General features: G+C 69.5%; 19 protein-coding genes. 6 read left to right on the top strand and 13 right to left on the bottom strand.

Annotation, left to right across the window (positions count from 1 at the left end; translation table 11 throughout):
* Window positions 1-73: 73 nt before the first annotated feature.
* Window positions 74-346, top strand: a complete 273-nt coding sequence (locus ACKTT0_RS16495) for an oxidative damage protection protein (RefSeq protein ID WP_028354164.1) — start codon at window positions 74-76, stop codon at window positions 344-346.
* A 70-nt stretch (window positions 347-416) separates the two neighbouring features.
* On the opposite strand, the gene phoU is transcribed toward ACKTT0_RS16495, so the two are convergent.
* The 4 genes from phoU to ACKTT0_RS16475 all read right to left on the bottom strand — a co-directional run bounded on the left by phoU (window position 417) and on the right by ACKTT0_RS16475 (window position 5,182).
* Entirely contained in the window at window positions 417-1,163 is a 747-nt protein-coding gene (phoU, locus tag ACKTT0_RS16490) for a phosphate signaling complex protein PhoU (RefSeq protein WP_407852446.1), read from the bottom strand.
* Window positions 1,164-1,339: 176 nt separating this feature from the next.
* Window positions 1,340-2,017, bottom strand: coding sequence for a ribose-5-phosphate isomerase RpiA (rpiA, locus tag ACKTT0_RS16485; protein ID WP_407850897.1), 678 nt, complete (start codon window positions 2,015-2,017; stop codon window positions 1,340-1,342).
* 49 nt (window positions 2,018-2,066) lie between these two features.
* Window positions 2,067-3,737: an isovaleryl-CoA dehydrogenase gene (locus ACKTT0_RS16480; protein WP_407850896.1), complete on the bottom strand. Its 1,671-nt coding sequence runs from the start codon at window positions 3,735-3,737 to the stop codon at window positions 2,067-2,069.
* Window positions 3,738-3,838: 101 nt separating this feature from the next.
* A complete protein-coding gene (locus tag ACKTT0_RS16475; protein ID WP_407850895.1) occupies window positions 3,839-5,182 on the bottom strand; it encodes a DNA recombination protein RmuC in 1,344 nt (447 codons plus the stop codon).
* 184 nt (window positions 5,183-5,366) lie between these two features.
* Here ACKTT0_RS16475 and ACKTT0_RS16470 point away from each other — a divergent pair, with 184 nt between their 5' ends.
* Window positions 5,367-6,077: a YrbL family protein gene (locus ACKTT0_RS16470; protein ID WP_407852445.1), complete on the top strand. Its 711-nt coding sequence runs from the start codon at window positions 5,367-5,369 to the stop codon at window positions 6,075-6,077.
* On the opposite strand, the gene ACKTT0_RS16465 is transcribed toward ACKTT0_RS16470, so the two are convergent.
* The 9 genes from ACKTT0_RS16465 to ACKTT0_RS16425 all read right to left on the bottom strand — a co-directional run bounded on the left by ACKTT0_RS16465 (window position 6,056) and on the right by ACKTT0_RS16425 (window position 14,951).
* Window positions 6,056-6,790, bottom strand: coding sequence for a DNA-3-methyladenine glycosylase (locus ACKTT0_RS16465; RefSeq protein WP_407850894.1), 735 nt, complete (start codon window positions 6,788-6,790; stop codon window positions 6,056-6,058). The two genes, ACKTT0_RS16470 and ACKTT0_RS16465, sit on opposite strands and share 22 nt — an antisense overlap.
* A gap of 2 nt (window positions 6,791-6,792) precedes the next feature.
* Window positions 6,793-7,152 (bottom strand): Spx/MgsR family RNA polymerase-binding regulatory protein, encoded by a 360-nt coding sequence (locus ACKTT0_RS16460; protein ID WP_407850893.1) that lies wholly within the window; start codon window positions 7,150-7,152, stop codon window positions 6,793-6,795.
* A complete protein-coding gene (locus ACKTT0_RS16455) occupies window positions 7,149-7,958 on the bottom strand; it encodes an ABC transporter permease subunit (protein WP_407850892.1) in 810 nt (269 codons plus the stop codon). Before ACKTT0_RS16455 ends, ACKTT0_RS16460 begins: the two co-directional genes overlap by 4 nt.
* Window positions 7,955-8,875: an ABC transporter permease subunit gene (locus tag ACKTT0_RS16450; protein ID WP_407850891.1), complete on the bottom strand. Its 921-nt coding sequence runs from the start codon at window positions 8,873-8,875 to the stop codon at window positions 7,955-7,957. Before ACKTT0_RS16450 ends, ACKTT0_RS16455 begins: the two co-directional genes overlap by 4 nt.
* Window positions 8,872-9,999, bottom strand: a complete 1,128-nt coding sequence (locus ACKTT0_RS16445) for an ABC transporter ATP-binding protein (protein ID WP_407850890.1) — start codon at window positions 9,997-9,999, stop codon at window positions 8,872-8,874. Before ACKTT0_RS16445 ends, ACKTT0_RS16450 begins: the two co-directional genes overlap by 4 nt.
* A 5-nt stretch (window positions 10,000-10,004) precedes the next feature.
* Window positions 10,005-11,108 (bottom strand): polyamine ABC transporter substrate-binding protein, encoded by a 1,104-nt coding sequence (locus ACKTT0_RS16440; RefSeq protein ID WP_407850889.1) that lies wholly within the window; start codon window positions 11,106-11,108, stop codon window positions 10,005-10,007.
* A 171-nt stretch (window positions 11,109-11,279) separates the two neighbouring features.
* Entirely contained in the window at window positions 11,280-11,930 is a 651-nt protein-coding gene (locus ACKTT0_RS16435; RefSeq protein WP_407852444.1) for a 3-deoxy-D-manno-octulosonic acid kinase, read from the bottom strand.
* A gap of 64 nt (window positions 11,931-11,994) precedes the next feature.
* Window positions 11,995-12,420, bottom strand: a complete 426-nt coding sequence (locus ACKTT0_RS16430; protein WP_407850888.1) for a group II truncated hemoglobin — start codon at window positions 12,418-12,420, stop codon at window positions 11,995-11,997.
* Window positions 12,420-14,951 (bottom strand): ABC transporter permease, encoded by a 2,532-nt coding sequence (locus ACKTT0_RS16425; protein WP_407850887.1) that lies wholly within the window; start codon window positions 14,949-14,951, stop codon window positions 12,420-12,422. The genes ACKTT0_RS16430 and ACKTT0_RS16425 overlap by 1 nt, the downstream gene beginning before the upstream one ends.
* Before the next feature lie 108 nt (window positions 14,952-15,059).
* Here ACKTT0_RS16425 and ACKTT0_RS16420 point away from each other — a divergent pair, with 108 nt between their 5' ends.
* The 4 genes from ACKTT0_RS16420 (at window position 15,060) to ACKTT0_RS16405 (ending at window position 18,401) form a co-directional block, all read left to right on the top strand.
* Window positions 15,060-16,037: a TRAP transporter substrate-binding protein gene (locus ACKTT0_RS16420; RefSeq protein ID WP_407850886.1), complete on the top strand. Its 978-nt coding sequence runs from the start codon at window positions 15,060-15,062 to the stop codon at window positions 16,035-16,037.
* 77 nt (window positions 16,038-16,114) lie between these two features.
* Window positions 16,115-16,615, top strand: a complete 501-nt coding sequence (locus ACKTT0_RS16415) for a TRAP transporter small permease (protein ID WP_407850885.1) — start codon at window positions 16,115-16,117, stop codon at window positions 16,613-16,615.
* A gap of 74 nt (window positions 16,616-16,689) precedes the next feature.
* A complete protein-coding gene (locus ACKTT0_RS16410) occupies window positions 16,690-17,967 on the top strand; it encodes a TRAP transporter large permease (RefSeq protein ID WP_407850884.1) in 1,278 nt (425 codons plus the stop codon).
* A 32-nt stretch (window positions 17,968-17,999) separates the two neighbouring features.
* On the top strand, window positions 18,000-18,401 hold the full coding sequence (locus ACKTT0_RS16405) for a hypothetical protein (protein WP_407850883.1): 402 nt from the start codon (window positions 18,000-18,002) through the stop codon (window positions 18,399-18,401).
* Window position 18,402 lies beyond the last annotated feature (1 nt).

Here is an 18,402-nt window from a genome sequence, read left to right as displayed (position 1 = left end):
ACCGCGGCCGGGCGGCAGGCCGGGCCGCGGGCCGCTAAAATGGCAAGTCCATCATTGAAACCGGCAGCGAACCATGTCCCGTACCGTCAACTGTGTAAAACTCAAGCGCGAGGCCGAAGGGCTGGACTACCCGCCCTATCCCGGCGAACTCGGCACGCGCATCTGGCAAAGCGTCTCCAAGGAAGCCTGGGAAGACTGGAAACAGGTGCAGACCCGGCTGGTGAACGAAAACCGCCTCAACCTGGCCGATGCCCGCGCCCGCAAGTACCTGCAACAACAGATGGAACGCTATCTGTTCGAAGACGGCAGCGTCGAGGCCCAGGGTTTCGTGCCGCCGTCGGCCTGAAGCGCCGCCGCAAGCCAAAGGCCGCCCCACGGGGCGGCCTTTGCATGGGCGCGAGCCGCGCGGCCGCCGCTCAGGCTTCGCCGGCCGGTTGCTGCTGGGCCGGCGCCGGCTCGTCTTCCTCGCCGCGTGCCTGGCGCTCGGCGTTCTTGACGCCGGTATGGCGCACGTCGGCGCCCTTCACCATGTAGATGACCCGCTCGGCCATGTTCTTGGCGTGGTCGCCGATGCGCTCGAGCGCGCGCGCGATGAACACCATGTCGATGGCGCGCGAAATGGTGCGCGGGTCTTCCATCATGTAGGTGATCAGGTTGCGCAGGGCCCCCTTCCATTCGCGGTCGACTTCCTTGTCGCTGCGCACTACCTGCGCCGCCTGGACCGGATCCAGCCGGGCGAAGGCATCCAGCACGCTGTGCAGCATGCGGCCGACGCTGTTGGCCATGTGGCGCAGCTCGATGACCGGGATGTGGCGCTGCTCCGCCTCGTACATGCGGCGCACGGTGTTGGCGATTTTCTCGGCCTCGTCGCCGCAGCGTTCCATGTCGGTGAGCATCTTGGACACTGCCAGCAGCGTGCGCAGGTCGATGGCCGTGGGCTGGTGGCGCGCCAGGATCAGGCTGATGCGTTCGTCGATCTCGACTTCGTGCCGGTTGACCTGCTTTTCGCGTTCGCGCACCTTTTCGACCAGTTCCAGGTCGCCGGTGGGAACCGCGTCGATCGACTCCTGGATCATGGCCTCGACCACGCCGCCCATTTGCAGAAACTGCGAACGGACGCTTTCCAGGTCGGCGTCGAATTGCTTGTTGGTGTGCTCCGTCATCCGGACTCCCTGCGTAGGTGTATTCATGGCACTGCCCTTTCTGGTGCGAGATGAGGGGCCCGCCGACCCGCAAGGTTATGACTCGAGTATGACAGGATTATGAATCGCCCCCGGAAGACCGGCAAGCCGCGCGCCGGGCCGCCGCCCGGCACCGGCTCTTTTAGAGCGCACGGGCCCTAGCCGCGGTCCAGGCGCCGGACCCCGTCCTGGGTGGCCAGCAGGGCCACGTCGGCGCCGGCGCGGGCGAACAGCCCGCAGGTGACGACGCCCGGCAGGTTGTTGACGGCCGCTTCCAGTCCGGGGGCGTCGTCGATGCGCAGGCCCGCCACGTCCAGGATGACATTGCCGTTGTCGGTGGTGAAACCCTCGCGCAGCCGCGGCTGGCCGCCCAGGGCCGCCAGCGCCCGCGCCACCGCCTGGCGGGCCATGGGGATGACCTCGATCGGCAGCGGAAAACGGCCCAGGCGCTCGACCAGCTTGGATTCGTCGGCGATGCAGATGAAGCGCTCGGCCACCGAGGCCACGATCTTCTCGCGCGTCAGCGCGCCGCCGCCACCTTTGATCATGTGCAGGCGGGCGTCGATCTCGTCGGCGCCATCGACATACACCGGCATGGCCGTCACGTCGTTCAAGTCCAGTACGGCCAGCCCGTGGCCGGCCAGGCGGGCGGCGCTGCGTTCGGAGCTGGCCACCGTGCCGCGCAGCCGCCCCTTGAAGCGGGCCAGCCCGTCGATGAACAGGTCCGCCGTGGAGCCGGTGCCGACGCCGATGACGACGTCCGGGCCGATATAGGGTTCGATCAGGGCCAGCGCCGCGTCGGCGGCCTGCTGCTTGAGTTCTTGCTGAGTGAGCATGGTGCGGTGGCGCGCCGGGCGCGCGGTTCATGAGTGCCAGCGCAGCAATTTAGCAGATACCCGGCCAGGCGCGCGCCAGGATGGCGTCCAGGTCGATGCCCGGCGGCAGCTCGCCGGCGATGCCGCCCGGACACGCCAGCCGGCTGGCCACGTAGGCGTCGGCCACGGCCGCCGGGGCGTGGCGGATCAGCAGCGCGGCCTGCCACAGCCGGGCCAGCTCGGCCGCCGCCCGGCGCGCCTGGGCCGGATCGGGAGGCTGCCCGGCTTGCGCGGCCGCCGCGGCCCGCCAATCGTCCCAGGCGCGGTCATAGGCGGCCCAGGCGCCGCGCGCCGGCTCCAGCTCGGCCTGCAGCGCGGCCAGGCAATCGGGCTCGCGCTGCAGGGCGCGCTGCACATCCAGCGCCATGATATTGCCCGACCCTTCCCAGATGGAATTCACGGGCGCTTCGCGATACAGCCGCGGCAGCGGACCGTCTTCTTCCACATAGCCGTTGCCGCCCCAGACTTCCATGCACTCGCCGATGGCGGCAATGGCGCGCTTGCACACCCACAGCTTGGCCGCCGGCGTCCCGACCCGCACCAGGGCGCGCGCGCCGGCGTCGCCGCGCTCATCCACCGCGCGGGCCAGCCGCATGGCCCAGACGGTGGCCGCCTCGCTTTCCAGCGCCAGGTCGGCCAGCACCTGGCGCATCAACGGCTGGCTGGCCAGCGCGCGGCCAAAAGCCTGGCGCTGCCCCGCATGATGGCAGGCCTGCGCCACGGCCTGGCGCAGCAGCGCGGCGCTGCCCAGCACGCAGTCCAGGCGGGTGGTGGCGGCCATCTGCAAGAGCAGCGGCAAGCCCCGCCCGGGCTCGCCCATCAGCATGCCCCACGCTTGCTCGAACTCCACTTCGCCGCTGGCGTTGCTGCGGTTGCCCAGCTTGTCTTTCAAGCGGCGGATGCGCACCGAATTGCGCGGGCCGTCGGGCGTCCAGCGCGGCACGAAGAAGCAGCCGGGGCCCGCGTCCGTATTGGCCAGCACCAGGTGCGCGTCGGCGTGCGGCACGGAATAGAACCATTTGTGCCCGGTCAGCCGGTAGGCCGCGCCGCGCCCGCCCCGGCCCTCCGCGACCGCTTGCGTGGTAATGGCGCGCAGGTCCGAGCCGCCCTGCTTCTCCGTCAAGCCCATGCCGACCAGGGCGCCGCGCTTGCCGGGCAGGGGCGCGTCGACGGGGTCGTAGTCGGCCGAGCCCAGCGCCGGCAGCCAGTCGCGCGCGAAATCGATGGCGCCGGCCGGCTCGGCTTGCAGCAGCGGGACGGCGGCGAACGTCATGGTGGTGGGACACAGGGTGCCGGCCTCGACCTGGCCCTGCATCAAGTACGCCGCCGCGCGCGCCGCCTGCGCCCCTGGCTCGGGCTGCAGCCAGGCGCGGCTGTGCAGGCCGCGCGCCACGATGCCCGTCAGCAAGGCGTGCCAGGCGCCGTCGAACTCTACCTGGTCGACCCGATGGCCATTGCGGTCGTAGCCTTGCCAGCGCGGCGGCAGGCGGTTGGCCTGCGCCGCGGCGGCCAGCGTGGGCGCCCCCCCCAGCCAGGCCCCGTGCTCGCGCAAGCCGTTGGCCCAGGCGGCCGCGCCTTCGCGCTGCACCGCCTCCTGCAGCACCGTGTCCGTGTCGTACAGCGAATAGTCCTCCAGGGGCGCGACCTGGTTGAAGACGGCGTGGGTCTGGAACGACGGCATGGCGGCCTCCGGCGCGGCGCAACGATAGACTTCACCGTTAGCACTTTTGATGTGGCGGCGCAAGCATCGCCCGGGTATCGGGCATGCGCGCCAGGGCCGCGTCAGGCCTCTTCGTCGCCCGCCGGCGCCGCCGGCCCCAGCAAGCGCTCGGCGTCGCTATCGGGCAGCGCCTCGACGGTCTTCAGGTTGCGCAGCATGGCCCGCGTGCGCACTTCGGTCTGCCCCAGCTTGTTGCTGGCGGACTCCAGGCTCTTCTTCACGCTGGCCAGGGAATCGCCGAACTTGGCGAACTCGGTCTTGACCGCGCGCAGCACCTGCCACACCTCGGAGGAGCGCTGTTCGATGGCCAGCGTGCGGAACCCCATCTGCAGGCTGTTGAGCATGGCGGCCAGGTTGCTCGGCCCGGCCACATTGACGCGCAGTCCCTGCAGCTTGTCGAGCAGGCCGGGCCGCCGCAGCACTTCGGCGTACAAGCCCTCGGTGGGCAGGAACATGATGGCGAAATCGGTGGTGTAAGGCGGCGCGACATACTTGGCCGCGATCTGGCGCGCCTGCAGCTCGACGGCGCGCGCCAGCGCGGCGCCGGCAGCGCGTTCGCCGTCGGGGTCGGCGGCGTCGTGGGCCTCCATGAGGCGCTCGTACTCTTCCTTGGGAAACTTGGCGTCGATCGGCAGCCAGACCGGCTCGGCCCCGGCCTCGCGGCCCGGCAGCCGGATGGCGAACTCGACCACGGCGTCGCTGCCCGGCACGGGCTTGACGTTGGCGGCGTATTGCTCGGCCGTCATGGTGTCCTGGATCAGCCGCGCCAGTTGCACTTCGCCCCAGGTGCCGCGCGATTTCACATTGGTGAGCACGCGCTTGAGGTCGCCCACGCCGGCGGCCAGCGACTGCATTTCGCCCAGGCCCTTGTGCACGGCCTCCAGGCGGTCGGAGACCAGTCTGAACGACTCGCCCAGGCGTTGCTCCAGCGTGGCGTGGAGTTTCTCGTCGACAGTGCGGCGCATTTCATCGAGCCGGGCGCCGTTATCGGCCTGCAGCGCCTGCAGCCGCTGGTCGACCGTGTGGCGCACTTCCTGCATGCGGCGGTCGTTGAGCGCCACCAGCCCCTCGAGCCGCTCGCCGAACTGCGCGGCGAAACGCGCCAGCGAATCCGCATACTCCGTGCGCGCGGCCAGCGCATCGCGCGCCAGCGCCCCGCGCAGCGCCTCGTGCCCTTGCGCCAGTTCGGCCCGCACGCCGCGGGTGGATTCGGCGAACTCGCTGCGCAGTCCGCGATGGCTTTCGTCCAGGCCCGCGCGCAGGGCCCGTTCCAGGCGTTCCATTTCGTCGAACAGCCGCGTCACGCGCGGGTCGGCGGGCGGACGCAGCCACAGGCCCACGGCGACCAGCAGGGTCGCCACGGCCGCCGCGGCGGCGATCCAGGGCAAGGCTTCGATCAAGGGCATTCTCCTGAAAGCGGCATTGTAGGCGGGCCGGCGCCGACGCCTGGGCGCCAAGTTGCGCAAAACCCCCGTAACTTCGACAATCGCAGGACAACGAGAACCGCCCGCCGACATTATTGTGCAACACGACCCCTCTACCCTGTCCGCCGCTCCGCACGGCGGCCGCGGCCCGGCCCGCCAGCTCGACCTGCTGCCGCCCGCGACGGCGCCGTCAGCCGGCTACGCCGCGGTGTTCGGGCCGCTCGACCTGGCGGGCGCGCAGGTATTGGCCAGGGGCGCCGACCGCTACGTGTTCCAGCATCCCAACGAACCCTCGCTGCTGATCAAGGTCATCAACACCGAGGCCTACGCGGCCTACCTGGAACGCAAGCCGTTCAAGCGCTTCTACAAGCAGTTCCAGCGTGAAAGCGCCTATCGCGTGTATCTCGACGAACTGGCCGAATACGTCACCACCACCACCGTGCCGTCGGGCGTCTGGAACGTGCCCATGGCGCGCGTGGTCGGCCTGGCGCAGACCACCCTGGGGCTGGGCCAGCTGGTCGAGAAAATCACCGGCGAGGACGGCGGGCTGGCGCCCACCCTGGCGCAGGTCATCGCGCGCGACGGCATCGGCGCGGAGCTCAGCGACCGGCTCGATGCGTTCTTCGAGGACCTGATCGACGCGCACATCGTGATCAGCGACATGTCCGCCAAGAACATCGCCCTGGGCCGCAATGCCGACGGCAAGCCCGGCATGTACCTGATCGACGGCTTCGGCGTGCTGCCGCTCATCCCCCTGTACGCCTGGAGCAAGCGCTTGAACAAGCGCCGCATGCACCGCAAGTACGCGCAATGGCGCGCCCGCCTGCAGCGCCAGCACGACGAGGCGCGGGCCGCTCAGGCCAGGATCGCCCCGTAGCGGTCCATCCAGTCGTAGTCGCGGCCCGGCTGCTGGCCGCGCCGCAACGGATTGCGCGTGCAGAAGGCCGCGTAGGCAGGGTCCACGAACCGATAGCGCAGGTGCTCGTCGCGGCCTGCCGGGATGCCCAGGCGCGTGGTGCAGACCAACCGCTCGGGAGCCTGGCCGACATCCTCGACGAAGAATTCGGCCGGGTCGAAGCGGCGCGCGTCCCAGTCGGGCACTTTCAGGCCCAGCGCGCGGCACAGCAGCGTCTGCCCGGCGCACAGCCGCGCCGGCGGCCTGGGCAGGCCGCGCGCATCCGGATTGAGCGCCTGCATGCGGGCCAGCGCGTCCGGCCCCGAGATTTCGTCGACCCAGGGATGGCCCGACTTGATCAGCACCGCATTGCCCGGGCCGCCCGCGCTGAAATTCAGCGAGTCGCCGCCGCGCGCGTAATACATGTACACGGTGCCGCCGTCCATGAACAGGGCGCGGCGCTTGTGGGTATAGCCCAGCGAGGCGTGGCTGCCCTTTTCGGCGAGGTAATAGGCTTCGGTCTCGATGATGCGGGCCGACAGCCACAGGCCGTCCAGGCGCCGCCGGATCACCTTGCCCAGCAGCTCGCGCGCCAGCTGGGCCGGATCGCGGTCGAAGAAGCTGTCCGGCAACGCGGGCCCGGGGGCTTTACCGCGTCGCGCGGCGGCGCGCGGCCGGGCGGAAGCGGCGGCCATCTTCAGGCGAAGCGCTCGCCGTAGCGCTTTTCCGAGAAGCCGACCGTGACTTCGCCGTCGGGCGTGACGGTGACCGGCCGGCGCACCAGCGCGGGATAGTCGGCGATGAGGCGGGTCCAGTCGGCGTCGGTCTGCGCCGCCTTGCGGTCCTCGGACAGGCTGCGCCAGGTCATGGAGGTGCGGTTGACCAGCTTTTCCCAGCCGCCCACCTTGCCGGCCCAGGCCTTCAGCGTGGCGGCCGGCACGGGATGGTCGCGGTAATCGATGAACTCGTGCGCCACGCCGTGGGCGGACAGCCAGTCGCGCGCCTTGACGCAGGTGCTGCACTTGTTCAGGCCATAAAGGGTAGCTTGTGGCTTCATCTGGAATCTGCTTCCTTGCGCTGTTGCAGGCGGTTGACCAGGATCACGCAGGTGCCCACCGCCAGGATGAACAGGGTGGCCAGCGCGTTGACTTCGGGCTTGAGCCCCAGCCGCACGCGCGAGAATACTTCCATGGGCAGCGTGGTCGAGCCCGGCCCCGACAGGAACGAGGCCAGCACCACGTCGTCGAGCGACAAGGTGAACGACAGCAGCCAGGCCGACACCAGCGCCGGCGCGATCAGCGGCAGGGTGATGCGGAAGAACACGGTCAGGGGCGTGGCGCCGAGATCCAGCGCGGCCTCTTCGAGCGAGCGGTCGAGGTCGCGGATGCGTGCCTGGATGACCACGGCGACGAACGCCATGCAGAGCGTGACGTGGCCGACCCAGATGGTGAACGCGCCGTTCTCGGCCGGCCAGCCCAGCGCGCCGCGCATCTCGACGAACATCAGCAGCAGCGAGATGCCCAGCACGACCTCGGGAATGACCAGGGGCGCGCTGAGCATGCCGACGTACAGCGCGAAGCCGCGGAACCGCCCCATGCGGCCCAGCACGTAGCCGGCCCAGGTGCCGATGACCACCGCCGCGGTGGCGGTCAGGGCGGCGATCTTGAACGACAGCCAGGCGGCGCTGAGCAGCGCGCTGTCGTCCAGCAGCGAGCCGTACCAGCGCAGCGAGAAGCCGCTCCAGGACGTGACCAGCGGCGAATCGTTGAACGAGAAGACCATCAGGCTGAGGATGGGGGCATACAAGAAGAAATACCCCAGCCCCAGGGCCAGGCCGCGCGCGGTCTTGTTGGGCCCTTTCATGCGCGCCCCCTTTGCAGGGCTTCCTGCTGGCGCACCTGGTTGTACTGGAACAGCGCCAGGGGCACCAGCAGCAACAGCACCATCACGCAAGTCACGGCCGAGGCCATGGGCCAGTCGGCATTGTTGAAGAACTCGTTCCACATGACGCGGCCCATCATCAGGGTGTCGGCCCCGCCCAGCATTTCCGGAATGACGTACTCGCCCACCGACGGGATGAACACCAGCATGGCGCCGGCGATCACGCCGGGGCGCGACAGCGGCACGGTGATGCGCCAGAACGCCTGCCAGGGCCGCGCGCCCAGGTCGTAGGCCGCCTCCAGCAGGCGCAGGTCCATCTTCACCAGATTGGCGTACAGCGGCAGGATGAAGAATGGCAGGTAGGCGTAGACCAGGCCGATGTACACCGCCAGGTCGGTGCGATAGATTTCCAGCGGGCTGGAAATGATGCCCAGGCCCATCAGCAGCTTGTTGAGCAGGCCGTCGTTGCGCAGGATGCCCACCCAGGCATAGACGCGCAGCAGGAGCGAAGTCCAGAACGGCAGGATCACCCCCAGCAGCAGCACATTGCGTATCGCCGGCGACGAGCGCGCGATGTAGTACGCGATGGGATAGCCGATCAGCACGCAGCACACCGTGGTGACGGCCGCCATCTTCAGCGAATTCAGGTAGGTGGCCAGGTAGAGGCTGTCGGTGAACAGCAGAATGTACCCGCGCAGGTGCAGGCTGAGCTGCACGGCCTCGTCCTTGAACTCGGCCAGCGCCGTGTAGGGCGGGATGCCGAACTGCAGCTCGGCGAAGCTGATCTTGAGCACCAGCAGGAACGGCACCAGCAGGAACAGCGCCAGCCACAGGAACGGCGGCGCCACCGCCAGGGCGCGCCCGGACGGCATCCAGTCGCGCAGCGAGGACGGCTTCATGAGGCCAGCACCGTCGCGCTGTCGGCGTCCCAGCTGACGAAGATTTCCTCGTCGATGCCCGGCGCGTCGATCTGGGCCAGCTGCAGGCTGGGCACGCTGGCCTCGACGATCTTGCCGGAATCGAGCCGCACCTGGTAGAGCGCGTAGCTGCCCATCCAGGCCATGTGGCTGACCATGCCGTGGGCCCAGTTGTACTCGCCTTCGGGCTGGGTGCGCGACACCACCAGGCGCTCGGGCCGGATCGACACATGCACTTCCATGCCGAGCGGCTCGCTGACGCCGTGGCTGACGTACAGCGGGCGGGTCAGCTCGGCGCACTCGATGGCGACGTGGTCGGGTTCGTCGACCACGATGGTGCCGGTGAGCAGGTTGGTCGAGCCGATGAAGCCGGCCACGAAGCGCGAATTCGGGAAGGCGTAGACGTCCTGGGGCGTGCCGCACTGGACGATCTGGCCTTCGGTCATGACGGCCAGGCGGTGCGCCATGGTCATGGCCTCTTCCTGGTCGTGCGTGACCATGATGCAGGTGACGCCCACCTGCTCGAGGATCTTGACCAGCTCGATCTGGGTCTTCTGGCGGATCTGCTTGTCGAGCGCCGACATGGGCTCGTCCAGCAGCAGGAGCTTGGGCCGCTTGACCAGGCTGCGCGCCAGCGCCACGCGCTGCTGCTGGCCGCCCGACAGCTGGTGGGGCTTGCGGCGCGAATAGCCGGCCATCTGGACCAGGTCGAGCGCCTCGAACACGCGGTCGTGGATCTCGGCGCGGTCCACCCCTTCCTGCTTGAGGCCGAAGGCCACGTTGGCCTCGACCGTCATGTGCGGGAACAGCGCGTACGACTGGAACATCATGTTGACCGGGCGCCGGTACGGCGGCACGCTGGTGATGTCCTCGCCGTCGAGCACGATCTGGCCCGAGGTGACTTCCTCGAAGCCGGCCAGCATGCGCAGCAGCGTGGACTTGCCGCAGCCGGAACTGCCCAGCAGCGCGAAGATCTCGTTGCGGCGCACCGCCAGGTTGACCGAGCGCACGGCGACCACGTCGCCGAAGATCTTGACCAGGTCGGCCACCCGGACGAATTCGTCGGGGTCGGCCGAATGCTGCGCCGCGTAACGGCTTTCGCTCATGATGGCTATCGTCCGGACTTCAGTTCGGCCCACATGCGGGTCTGCAGGCGCTGGATTTTCAGGGGCTGGGCCTTGATCACATAGAGCGTCTTGGCCACGTCCGCCGGCGGGTAGATCATGGGATTGTCGGCCACGTCCTTCACCACGAACTCGCGCGCCGCCTTGTTGGCGTTCGGGTAGAACATGGTGTTGGTGATGGCGGCATGCACCTTGGGCGTCTCGATGTAGTTGATGAACGCATGGGCGGCCTCGGGGTGCGGCGCGTCCTTGGGGATGGCCATCACGTCGAACCAGGCGGGCGCCCCGCCCTTCGGGATGAAGTAGTTGATTTCGTAGGGACGCTTGGCGTCCTGCGCGCGCTTGCGGGAGATCATCACATCCCCCGAGAAGCCGTAGACCATGCACAGGTCGCCCACGGCCAGCTCGTCGATGTAGCCCGACGAGCTGAACTGGCGGATGTACGGCCGGATCTGCTTGAGCAGGTCGAGCGCGGCCTTGTAGTCGTCCGGGTTGTCGCTGTTGGGATCCTTGCCCAGGTACTTGAGCACCGCCGGGAACACCTGCGCGGCCTCGTCCAGCACCGAGATGCCGCAGTCCTTCAGCTTGGCGGCGTTCTCGGGCTTGAACAGCATGTCCCAGTTGCCCAGGTCGGCGTCCTGCCCCATGATCTGCTTGACCTTGGTGACGTTGTAGCCCAGGCCATTGGTGCCGTAGCCCCACGGGATGACGTGTTCGTTGCCGGGGTCGACGGACGCCACCAGCGCCATGATGTCCGGGTCCAGGTTCTTCCAGTTGGGGATCTTGGACTTGTCGAGTTTCTGGTACAGGCCGGCCTCGATCTGGCGCGAGGCGTAGTGCGTGGACGGCACCACCACGTCGTAGCCCGACTTACCGGTCAGCAGCTTGGCCTGCAGGGTGTCGTTGTTGTCGTAGACGTCGTAGCGCACCTTGATGCCGGTTTCGCGCTCGAACCCCGGGATCGTGTCGGGCGCCGTGTATTCGGCCCAGTTATAGACGTTGACGACCTTGTCCTGCGCCGCGGCGCCCGATACCGCCGCCGCGGCCAGCGCCGCGCCCAGCGCCCATTGCATTCCCGGCTTGATCTTCATCGCGAGCCCCTTGCCTTGCCTAGTGCGAAATTTGCCAAAGGGCAAAATAATAAAGCCTTTTTACGGGGCGTTGTCCAGAGAACGGCGCAGAAACCGTGGTTTTTGCGCCGTGCCTGCCGGCCCGCAAAGACGCCTTGCGCCCGCGGGTTTGCCGGCTGGGGCCGCGCCCGGCTAATCCAGGCAGGCCCGGTAGGCCTGGTCCAGGCGTTCCCAGAAAGCCAGCCCGGCCGCCCCCCCCACTTTCTCCAGCGAGCGCCGCAGCCGCGCCAGGTTGGCGCGCCGGGCGCGCCCGGACACGCCGCCGGCGGTGCCGCGGTCGAAGTCGATCAGCCAGGCGCGGCCCTGGTCGTCGAGCAGGATGTTGAACGCGTTCAGGTCGGCGTGCCATACGCCCTGCCGATGCATGGCCGCGATGGCCCCGGCGGCCGCCTCCCAGGCCGGCTCGTCGAGCAGATGCGCCAGCGGCCGCGCATGGGGAATGCGCTCGACCAGGATCGCGGCGCGATAGGTCGCGCCGTGGCGCCAGTACGCCGCCGCCAGCGGTGCCGGCACGTTCAGGCCGCGCTCGCGCAACAGCGCCAGCAGGCGGAACTCGCGAAAGCTGCGGGTGCGGGCCTCGCCCTGCCACAGGTAGGCGTCGCGGCTGACCCGCGCGGCCAGCCCGCCGCGCCGGTAGCGCCGCAGCACCCCCTGCCAGCCCTCGGCATGCACGAACCAGGCCGACTGGCGCCCGCCCGCGTCCACCGGGCGGGCCCGCTCGCCGTACCAGCTCGGATCCAGCCATTGCGGGCCGGCCGCGCCCAGGCGCGCATCGCACAGCATCGCGCCGGCCGGGGGGTCGGCCCAGGCCAGGCGCCGCGCGTGCGGCTCCACCTGCGGCGGGGGATCAGTCGTCACGATTGCGCATCCAGTCGGCCACGCCGTAGAACGCCGCCAGCAGGCGGTCGATGAGTTCCGGTTCCAGGCCCTGGTCCTGCATGGCGCGCCCCATGCAGGCCAGCCACTGGTCGCGCTCGACGCGTCCGATGGAAAACGGCAGGTGGCGGGCCCGCAGGCGCGGGTGCCCATAACGCTCGATGTAGTAATTGGGCCCGCCGAAATAGCCGCACAGGAACAGGAACAGCTTGTCGCGCGCCGAGTCCAGGCTGGGGCCGTGGGCGGCGCGCAAGGCCGCGAGGTCCGGCTCGAGATCCATCAGGTCGTAGAAGCGGTCGACCAGCGCGCGGATCGCCGGTTCGCCACCCAGGGTGTCGAACAGCGTGGCGGAGGTCTGCAGGGATTCGACCGTGGGTTGCACGCGGGTGGAGGTCATCAGGCTTCTCGCAGGGTAAGCAGGGGCGGCGCGCGCAGCACGCCGCGCAGGGCCAGCGCGGCCCCGGCCCAGGCGGCCGCCATGCCGACGCCCACGCCGGCCAGCCACGGCCAGGCGCTCAGGGTGATACGGAAATCGAATACGAAGGACGACAGCGCCCAGGCGACGGCGCTGGCGCCGGCCGCCGCCAGCAGGCCGGCCAGCCCGCCGACCGCCAGCACTTCCAGCCGCTGGGCGCGCGCCAACTGGTTGCGGGTGGCGCCCAGCGCCCGCAGCACGGCGGCTTCGCGCACGCGCTCGTCGCGGGTGGCGGTGAGCGCGGCCGACAGCACCAGCACCCCCGCCGCCAGGGTGAACACGAACAGCAGCTGCACCGCCATGACGACCTGGTCCAGCACCGATTGCAACTGGTTCAGGATGGAGCCCACGTCGAATACGGTCAGGTTGGGGAACTGCCGCAGCAGTTCGCGCGGCAAGGCGGCCTGGCCGGCCGGCAGGTGGAACGAGGTGATCCAGCTCTGCGGCATGTCCTGCAGCGCGGCGGGCGACAGCACCGCGAAGAAATTGACGTGCATGGAATCCCAGTCCACGGTGCGGATGCTGGTGACCGCGACCTCGACCTGCTGGCCGGCGACGTCGAAGGTGAGCTTGTCGCCGACCGCCAGCCGCAGCGATTCGGCCAGGCCCGCCTCGAGCGAGACCTCGGCCGCGCCGGGGTCGAGCCAGCGGCCCTGCGTGATGCGGTTGTCGGCCGGCAGGGCCGCGCCGTACGACAGGTTGAATTCGCGGTCCACCAGGCGCTTGGCGCGCGGCTCGTCGTAGTCGGCCGGCCCCACGGGCCGTCCGTCGACCGCCACCAGGCGGCCGCGCACCATCGGCCACAGCGTGACGTCCCGCAAGCCGTGGCCGGCCAGGAAGTCGAGCACCGGCTGGCGCTGGTCGGGCTGGATGTTGATCAGGAAGCGGTTGGGCGCGTCCGGCGGCAGGGTGCGCTGCCAGCCCGCCACCAGGTCGGTGCGGGTCATGGCCAGCAGCAGCAGCGCCATCAGGCCCACCGCCAGCGCGCATACTTGCGTAATGGTGGCGGCGCGGCGGCGCACCACGCCGGCCAGCGCGAAGCGCAGCGCCGGCAGGCCGGCCGCCAGCCCGCGCAGCCGCGCCAACCCCAGCACGCACAGCCAGGCCACCAGCGCGAACAGCGCGAACGCGCCCAGGAAGCCGCCCGCCACCACCGCGCCCAGGCGCGCATTGCCGGCGAACCACCAGATCAGCAGCGCGAAGCCCGCCGCGCCCAGGGCGTAGCCGGCCGCGCCACGCGCCCGCAGGGTGTCGGCGTCGCGGCGCAGCACGCGGGCGGGCGGCACGTGGCGCAATTGCGCCAGCGCGGGCAAGGCAAAGCCCAGCAGCAGCAACACGCCGGTGACCAGCCCCTGCAGCGCCGGCACGGCCGACGGCGGCGGCAATTGGGTATCGATGAGGCTGCCGAGGGCCGCCACCAACCCTTCGTGCACCACATAGCCCAGCAGGCAGCCGGCCGCCGACGCCGCCAGCCCCACCAGGGTGAATTCCAGCACCAGCATGCGGGTGATCTGCGCCTGGACGGCCCCCAGGCAGCGCATGACCGCGATGCCGTCGCGGTGGCGCACCATGAAGCGGCCCGCCGCCAGCGCCACGGCGACCGCGGAGATCAGCACCGCCAGCAGCGCCACCAGCGACAGGAAGCGCTGGGCGCGATCCAGGGTGCGGCGCACCTCGGGGCGGCCCGACTCCAGCGTGGCCAGTTTCTGGCCGCGCTGCAGGTTCTGGCCCAGCCAGGCCGAGTAATCGGCCACGGCATCGGGCTCGCCGGCGGCCAGCAGGGCGTAGTCGACGCGGCTGCCGAGCGTGACCAGGCCGGTGGCGGGCAGGTCGTCGGCCCGCATCATGACCCGCGGCGCCACATTGACGAACTGCATGCCGCGATCGGGCTCGTAGGTAATGACGCGCGCCACGCGCAGCCGGCTGTCGCCGAGGCCGATGGTGTCGCCGACCTCGATGTTCAGCAGGGCCAGCAGCTGCGGGTCGGCCCATACGGTGCCGGGCGCGGGGATGTCGCGCGTGGGCGCGCCCTCGGCATAGGGCGCCTCGGCCACGCGCAGGCTGCCGCGCAGCGGGTAGCCCGGTTCGACCGCCTTGAGCGATACCAGTTGGGCGCCGTCGCCGGCGCTGGCCATCGAGGGGAACTGCAGGGTGCGCGCCACTTCCAGGCCGCGCTGGCGCGCCGCGTCGAAGAACCCGGCCGCGATCGGCTCGTCGGCGTCGAGCACCAGGTCGGCGCCCAGCATCTGGCTGGCATCGCGCTCGAGCGCGCGGCCGACCCGGTCGGCCAGGAAGCCGACGCTGGCCACCGCCGCCACCGCCACCACCAGCGCCAGCACCAGCAGGCGCAGCTCGCCGGCGCGGGCGTCGCGCATCATCATGCGCGCGCCCTGGCGCAGCGCGGCGGCCAGGCCTGGCCGCGCGCGGCAGGAAGAATCAGGGAAATCCATCATTTTGCAATGGTAACCAAAGGTCTGTTTGTCAGGGGAATCCCGCTATCATGCGGCCTGGGCGTAACATGCGACCGCCAATACCAATATTTGTTCACTGGAGAAGACACCATGCGTAAGTCCTGGCTTGCCGCCACCCTCCTGGCTGCCTGCGCCGCCACCGCCGCGCTGCCCGCAGCCGCCCAGAATACGCTGAAGATGGCGTACGCGCTGTCCACCTCGTCGCACTACGGAGCCGGCGCGGAAGCCTTCGCCAAGTCGATCGAGGCTGCCAGCAACGGCAAGTACAAGGTGCAGCAGTTCGCCAACAGCGCGCTGGGCGGCGAACGCGAGGTCATCGAGGGCCTGCAGATCGGCACCATCGACCTGGCCATCGTCTCCACCGGCGCCACCCTGAACTTCGTGCCCGAGACCGGCGTGTTCGACATCCCGTTCCTGCTGCGCGATCTGCAGCATGCCCGCAAGGTGCTCGACAGCAAGATCGGCCAGGACATGCTGGCCAAGTTCCCCGATCGCGGCATCATCGCGCTGGCCTGGGGCGAGCAAGGCTTCCGGCACCTGACCAATAACGTGCGCCCGGTCAAGACGCCGGCCGACGCCAAGGGCCTGAAGATCCGCACCACCGAGAACCCGATCCACATCGCCGCCTTCCGCGCCATCGGCATCCTGCCCACCCCCATGGCCTGGCCCGAAGTGGCCACCGCCCTGCAGCAGGGCACCATCGACGGCCAGGAGAACCCGCTGTCGGTGATTACCTCGGCCAAGCTGTCGCAGTTGCAGAAATACCTGTCGCTGACGGGCCACGTGTACGGCCCGGCGCTGGTGCTGATGTCCGCCAGCGTCTATGAAGGCCTGTCCGACGCCGAAAAGGCCAACTTCCAGCAGGCCGGCAAGGCTTCGGCCCAGGCCATGCGCGACTACGTCGACAACATCGAGAAGACCGGCGTCGAGCAACTGCGCAAGGAAGGCATGCAGGTCACCACCGATGTCGACCGCGACGCCTTCGCGGCCGCCGTCGAGCCGGCCTACGCCGAGTACTACAAGAAGTACGACAAGCAGCTGATCGAAGCGATCCGCGCCACCAAGTAAGGGCGGCCGTCCGGCCGGCCAGGCCGCCGCATGCGGCCCGGCCGGCTTTCCCATCCCTTCCGCATCCGGACTTCACCATGCGCCTGCTCCGTCTTGCCGAACGCGCCCTGTTCAAGGGCGTCTCGGCCATCGCCCAGATCCTGCTGGTCGCCGCCGCCGCGGCCGCTTTCTACCAGGTCATCGCCCGCTTCGTGCTGCAGGCGCCCTCGGACTGGAGCGAGGTGCTGACGCGCGCGCTGTTGATCTGGACCGTGCTGCTGGGCATCGCGCTGGCGTTCCGCCACGGCGCGATGATCAGCGTGGAGGTGCTGCACAACCTGCTGCACGGCCGCCGCCGGCGCCTGCTGGAACACCTGATCGCCATCATTTGCGTGGCGTTCCTGGTATTCCTGGCCTGGATCGGCGGCAACATGACCTATCGGGTGCGCTTCCAGAACGTGCCCAGCCTGAACATTTCCATTTCCTGGATCTACCTGGCCATCCCGGTGGGCGCCTCGCTGGCGGCCATCGCCGTGCTGGCGCGCTGGCTGCTGGGCGCGGACGAGCCCGCGCCGGTGCGCAATGACGCGCAAGGCTGACGCCCCGCTTCTTGCGACGCGGGCGGCCCGCAGAGCAACCAAGACCAAGACATACTGACCGTAGGCAAATTGCCATGTCCCAATTGATGATTTTGACGATGCTGATCTTCTTCGGGCTGTCAGTGCCCGTGGCGGTCGCAATCGGGCTGGCGGCGCTGACCGGGGTGTCGCTGGGCGGGCTGCCCTGGCTGGTGGTGGCGCAACAGCTCTATGCCGCGCTGGACAAGTACCCGCTGGTGGCCGTGCCGTTCTTCATCCTGGCCGGCAACCTGATGGAAGCCGGCGGCATCTCGGACCGCATGGTCGAATTCGCCAAGAGCGTGGTCGGCGGCATCCAGGGCGGCCTGGCCTGCACCTGCGTGCTGACCTGCATGATCTTCGCCGCGGTGGCCGGCTCCAGCGTGGCCACCACGTTCGCCGTCGGCGCGATCCTGATCCCGGCCATGGTGCGGCACGGCTACCCTGCCCCGTTCGCCGCCTCGCTGCAGGCCAGCGCGGCGGAACTGGGCGTGATCATCCCCCCTTCCATCCCGATGATCCTGTTCGCCGTGTCGACCGACACCTCCACCGGCGAACTGTTCATCGCCGGCGTCATGCCCGGCATCCTGATCAGCGCGGCGCTGATGCTGTACGTATGGCTGTATGCCAAGCGCAACGGCCTGGGCAAGCAGGATGGCGACGGCCGCCTGCCCTTGTGGCCGGCCTTCAAGCGCGCCTGGCTGGCGCTGCTGATGCCGGTGATCATCCTGGGCGGCATCTACGGCGGCGTGTTCACGCCGACCGAGGCCTCGGTGGTGGCCGTGGTGTACGCCGTGGTCATCGGCAAGTTCGTCTACCGCAAGCTCAGTTTCCGCGCGCTGACCGGCACGCTGCACCGCTCGGTGGTGTCCACGTCCGTGATCATGTTCGTCATCGCCAATGCCGGCGTGTTCAGCTTTCTCCTCAATCGCGCCGGCGTGCCCGATGCGCTGGGCACCTGGCTGGCGCAGCTGTTCCACGACAAGACCGCGTTCCTGCTGGGCATCAATGCGGCGCTGTTCGTCATCGGCATGTTCATCGAGACCTCCGCCTCGGTGGTGGTGCTGGCGCCGCTGCTCTTGCCGGTGGCGATGCAGTTCGGCGTCGAGCCGGTGCACTTCGGCGTCATCATGGTCGTGAACCTGGCGCTGGGCATGATCACCCCGCCCTTCGGCGTGAACCTGTTCGCCGCCTGCGCGGTCGCCAAGCTGCCGCTGGAGCGCCTGATCCGGCCGCTGATCCCGTTCGTGCTGGTGGTGATCGCCTGCCTGATGGTCATTACCTACTGGCCCGGGCTGTCGCTGGGGCTGCGGGACCTGGTCTACGCCAGGTAGGCGGCCGCACCGTGTGATACTGTGCGGGCGTTATGAATTTGCCGTTTCCCATCCGCCAGGAATGCCCGCCCGGGGCCTGTGTCTGCGACCGCGACCGGCTGCTGGCCACGCCGGGCGGCGACATCCGCATCCTGCGCCTGACCCGCGAAGAAGAAAAAAAGCTGGTGGCGCGCCTGGAAAACCTGGCCAGCCTGGACGACCTGCGGCACATGCAGGAACGCATGCGCGCACTGCTGGGCATTTCCCTGACGGTGGCCCCCGGCCCGAATGAAGTCCGCACGGTGCGCGGCCTGCAGATCGAGATCGCCGACCAGCCGGGGCTGTGCAACAAGACCCGCCAGACCCTGCCCGCCGCCATCCGCCGGGCCCTGGACCGCAAGCCCGAGATCGTCTACGCCCTGCTGGACTCGCACGACCTGCTCGGACGCGGTTGAG

This window comes from Bordetella saccharivorans, assembly GCF_045862855.1.
Taxonomy (GTDB): Bacteria; Pseudomonadota; Gammaproteobacteria; order Burkholderiales; family Burkholderiaceae_B; genus Bordetella_A; species Bordetella_A petrii_F.
This window is presented reverse-complemented; position numbering and strand designations above follow the sequence as displayed.

Bases quoted from the DNA above. Each gene is read 5' to 3' on its own strand.
- ACKTT0_RS16495 (WP_028354164.1), top strand. From the start codon at position 74: ATGTCCCGTACCGTCAACTGTGTAAAACTCAAGCGCGAGGCCGAAGGG.
- phoU (WP_407852446.1), bottom strand. From the start codon at position 1,163: ATGACGGAGCACACCAACAAGCAATTCGACGCCGACCTGGAAAGCGTC.
- rpiA (WP_407850897.1), bottom strand. From the start codon at position 2,017: ATGCTCACTCAGCAAGAACTCAAGCAGCAGGCCGCCGACGCGGCGCTG.
- ACKTT0_RS16480 (WP_407850896.1), bottom strand. From the start codon at position 3,737: ATGCCGTCGTTCCAGACCCACGCCGTCTTCAACCAGGTCGCGCCCCTG.
- ACKTT0_RS16475 (WP_407850895.1), bottom strand. From the start codon at position 5,182: ATGCCCTTGATCGAAGCCTTGCCCTGGATCGCCGCCGCGGCGGCCGTG.
- ACKTT0_RS16465 (WP_407850894.1), bottom strand. From the start codon at position 6,790: ATGGCCGCCGCTTCCGCCCGGCCGCGCGCCGCCGCGCGACGCGGTAAA.
- ACKTT0_RS16460 (WP_407850893.1), bottom strand. From the start codon at position 7,152: ATGAAGCCACAAGCTACCCTTTATGGCCTGAACAAGTGCAGCACCTGC.
- ACKTT0_RS16455 (WP_407850892.1), bottom strand. From the start codon at position 7,958: ATGAAAGGGCCCAACAAGACCGCGCGCGGCCTGGCCCTGGGGCTGGGG.
- ACKTT0_RS16450 (WP_407850891.1), bottom strand. From the start codon at position 8,875: ATGAAGCCGTCCTCGCTGCGCGACTGGATGCCGTCCGGGCGCGCCCTG.
- ACKTT0_RS16445 (WP_407850890.1), bottom strand. From the start codon at position 9,999: ATGAGCGAAAGCCGTTACGCGGCGCAGCATTCGGCCGACCCCGACGAA.
- ACKTT0_RS16440 (WP_407850889.1), bottom strand. From the start codon at position 11,108: ATGAAGATCAAGCCGGGAATGCAATGGGCGCTGGGCGCGGCGCTGGCC.
- ACKTT0_RS16435 (WP_407852444.1), bottom strand. From the start codon at position 11,930: ATGCTGTGCGATGCGCGCCTGGGCGCGGCCGGCCCGCAATGGCTGGAT.
- ACKTT0_RS16430 (WP_407850888.1), bottom strand. From the start codon at position 12,420: ATGACCTCCACCCGCGTGCAACCCACGGTCGAATCCCTGCAGACCTCC.
- ACKTT0_RS16425 (WP_407850887.1), bottom strand. From the start codon at position 14,951: ATGATGGATTTCCCTGATTCTTCCTGCCGCGCGCGGCCAGGCCTGGCC.
- ACKTT0_RS16420 (WP_407850886.1), top strand. From the start codon at position 15,060: ATGCGTAAGTCCTGGCTTGCCGCCACCCTCCTGGCTGCCTGCGCCGCC.
- ACKTT0_RS16415 (WP_407850885.1), top strand. From the start codon at position 16,115: ATGCGCCTGCTCCGTCTTGCCGAACGCGCCCTGTTCAAGGGCGTCTCG.
- ACKTT0_RS16410 (WP_407850884.1), top strand. From the start codon at position 16,690: ATGTCCCAATTGATGATTTTGACGATGCTGATCTTCTTCGGGCTGTCA.
- ACKTT0_RS16405 (WP_407850883.1), top strand. From the start codon at position 18,000: ATGAATTTGCCGTTTCCCATCCGCCAGGAATGCCCGCCCGGGGCCTGT.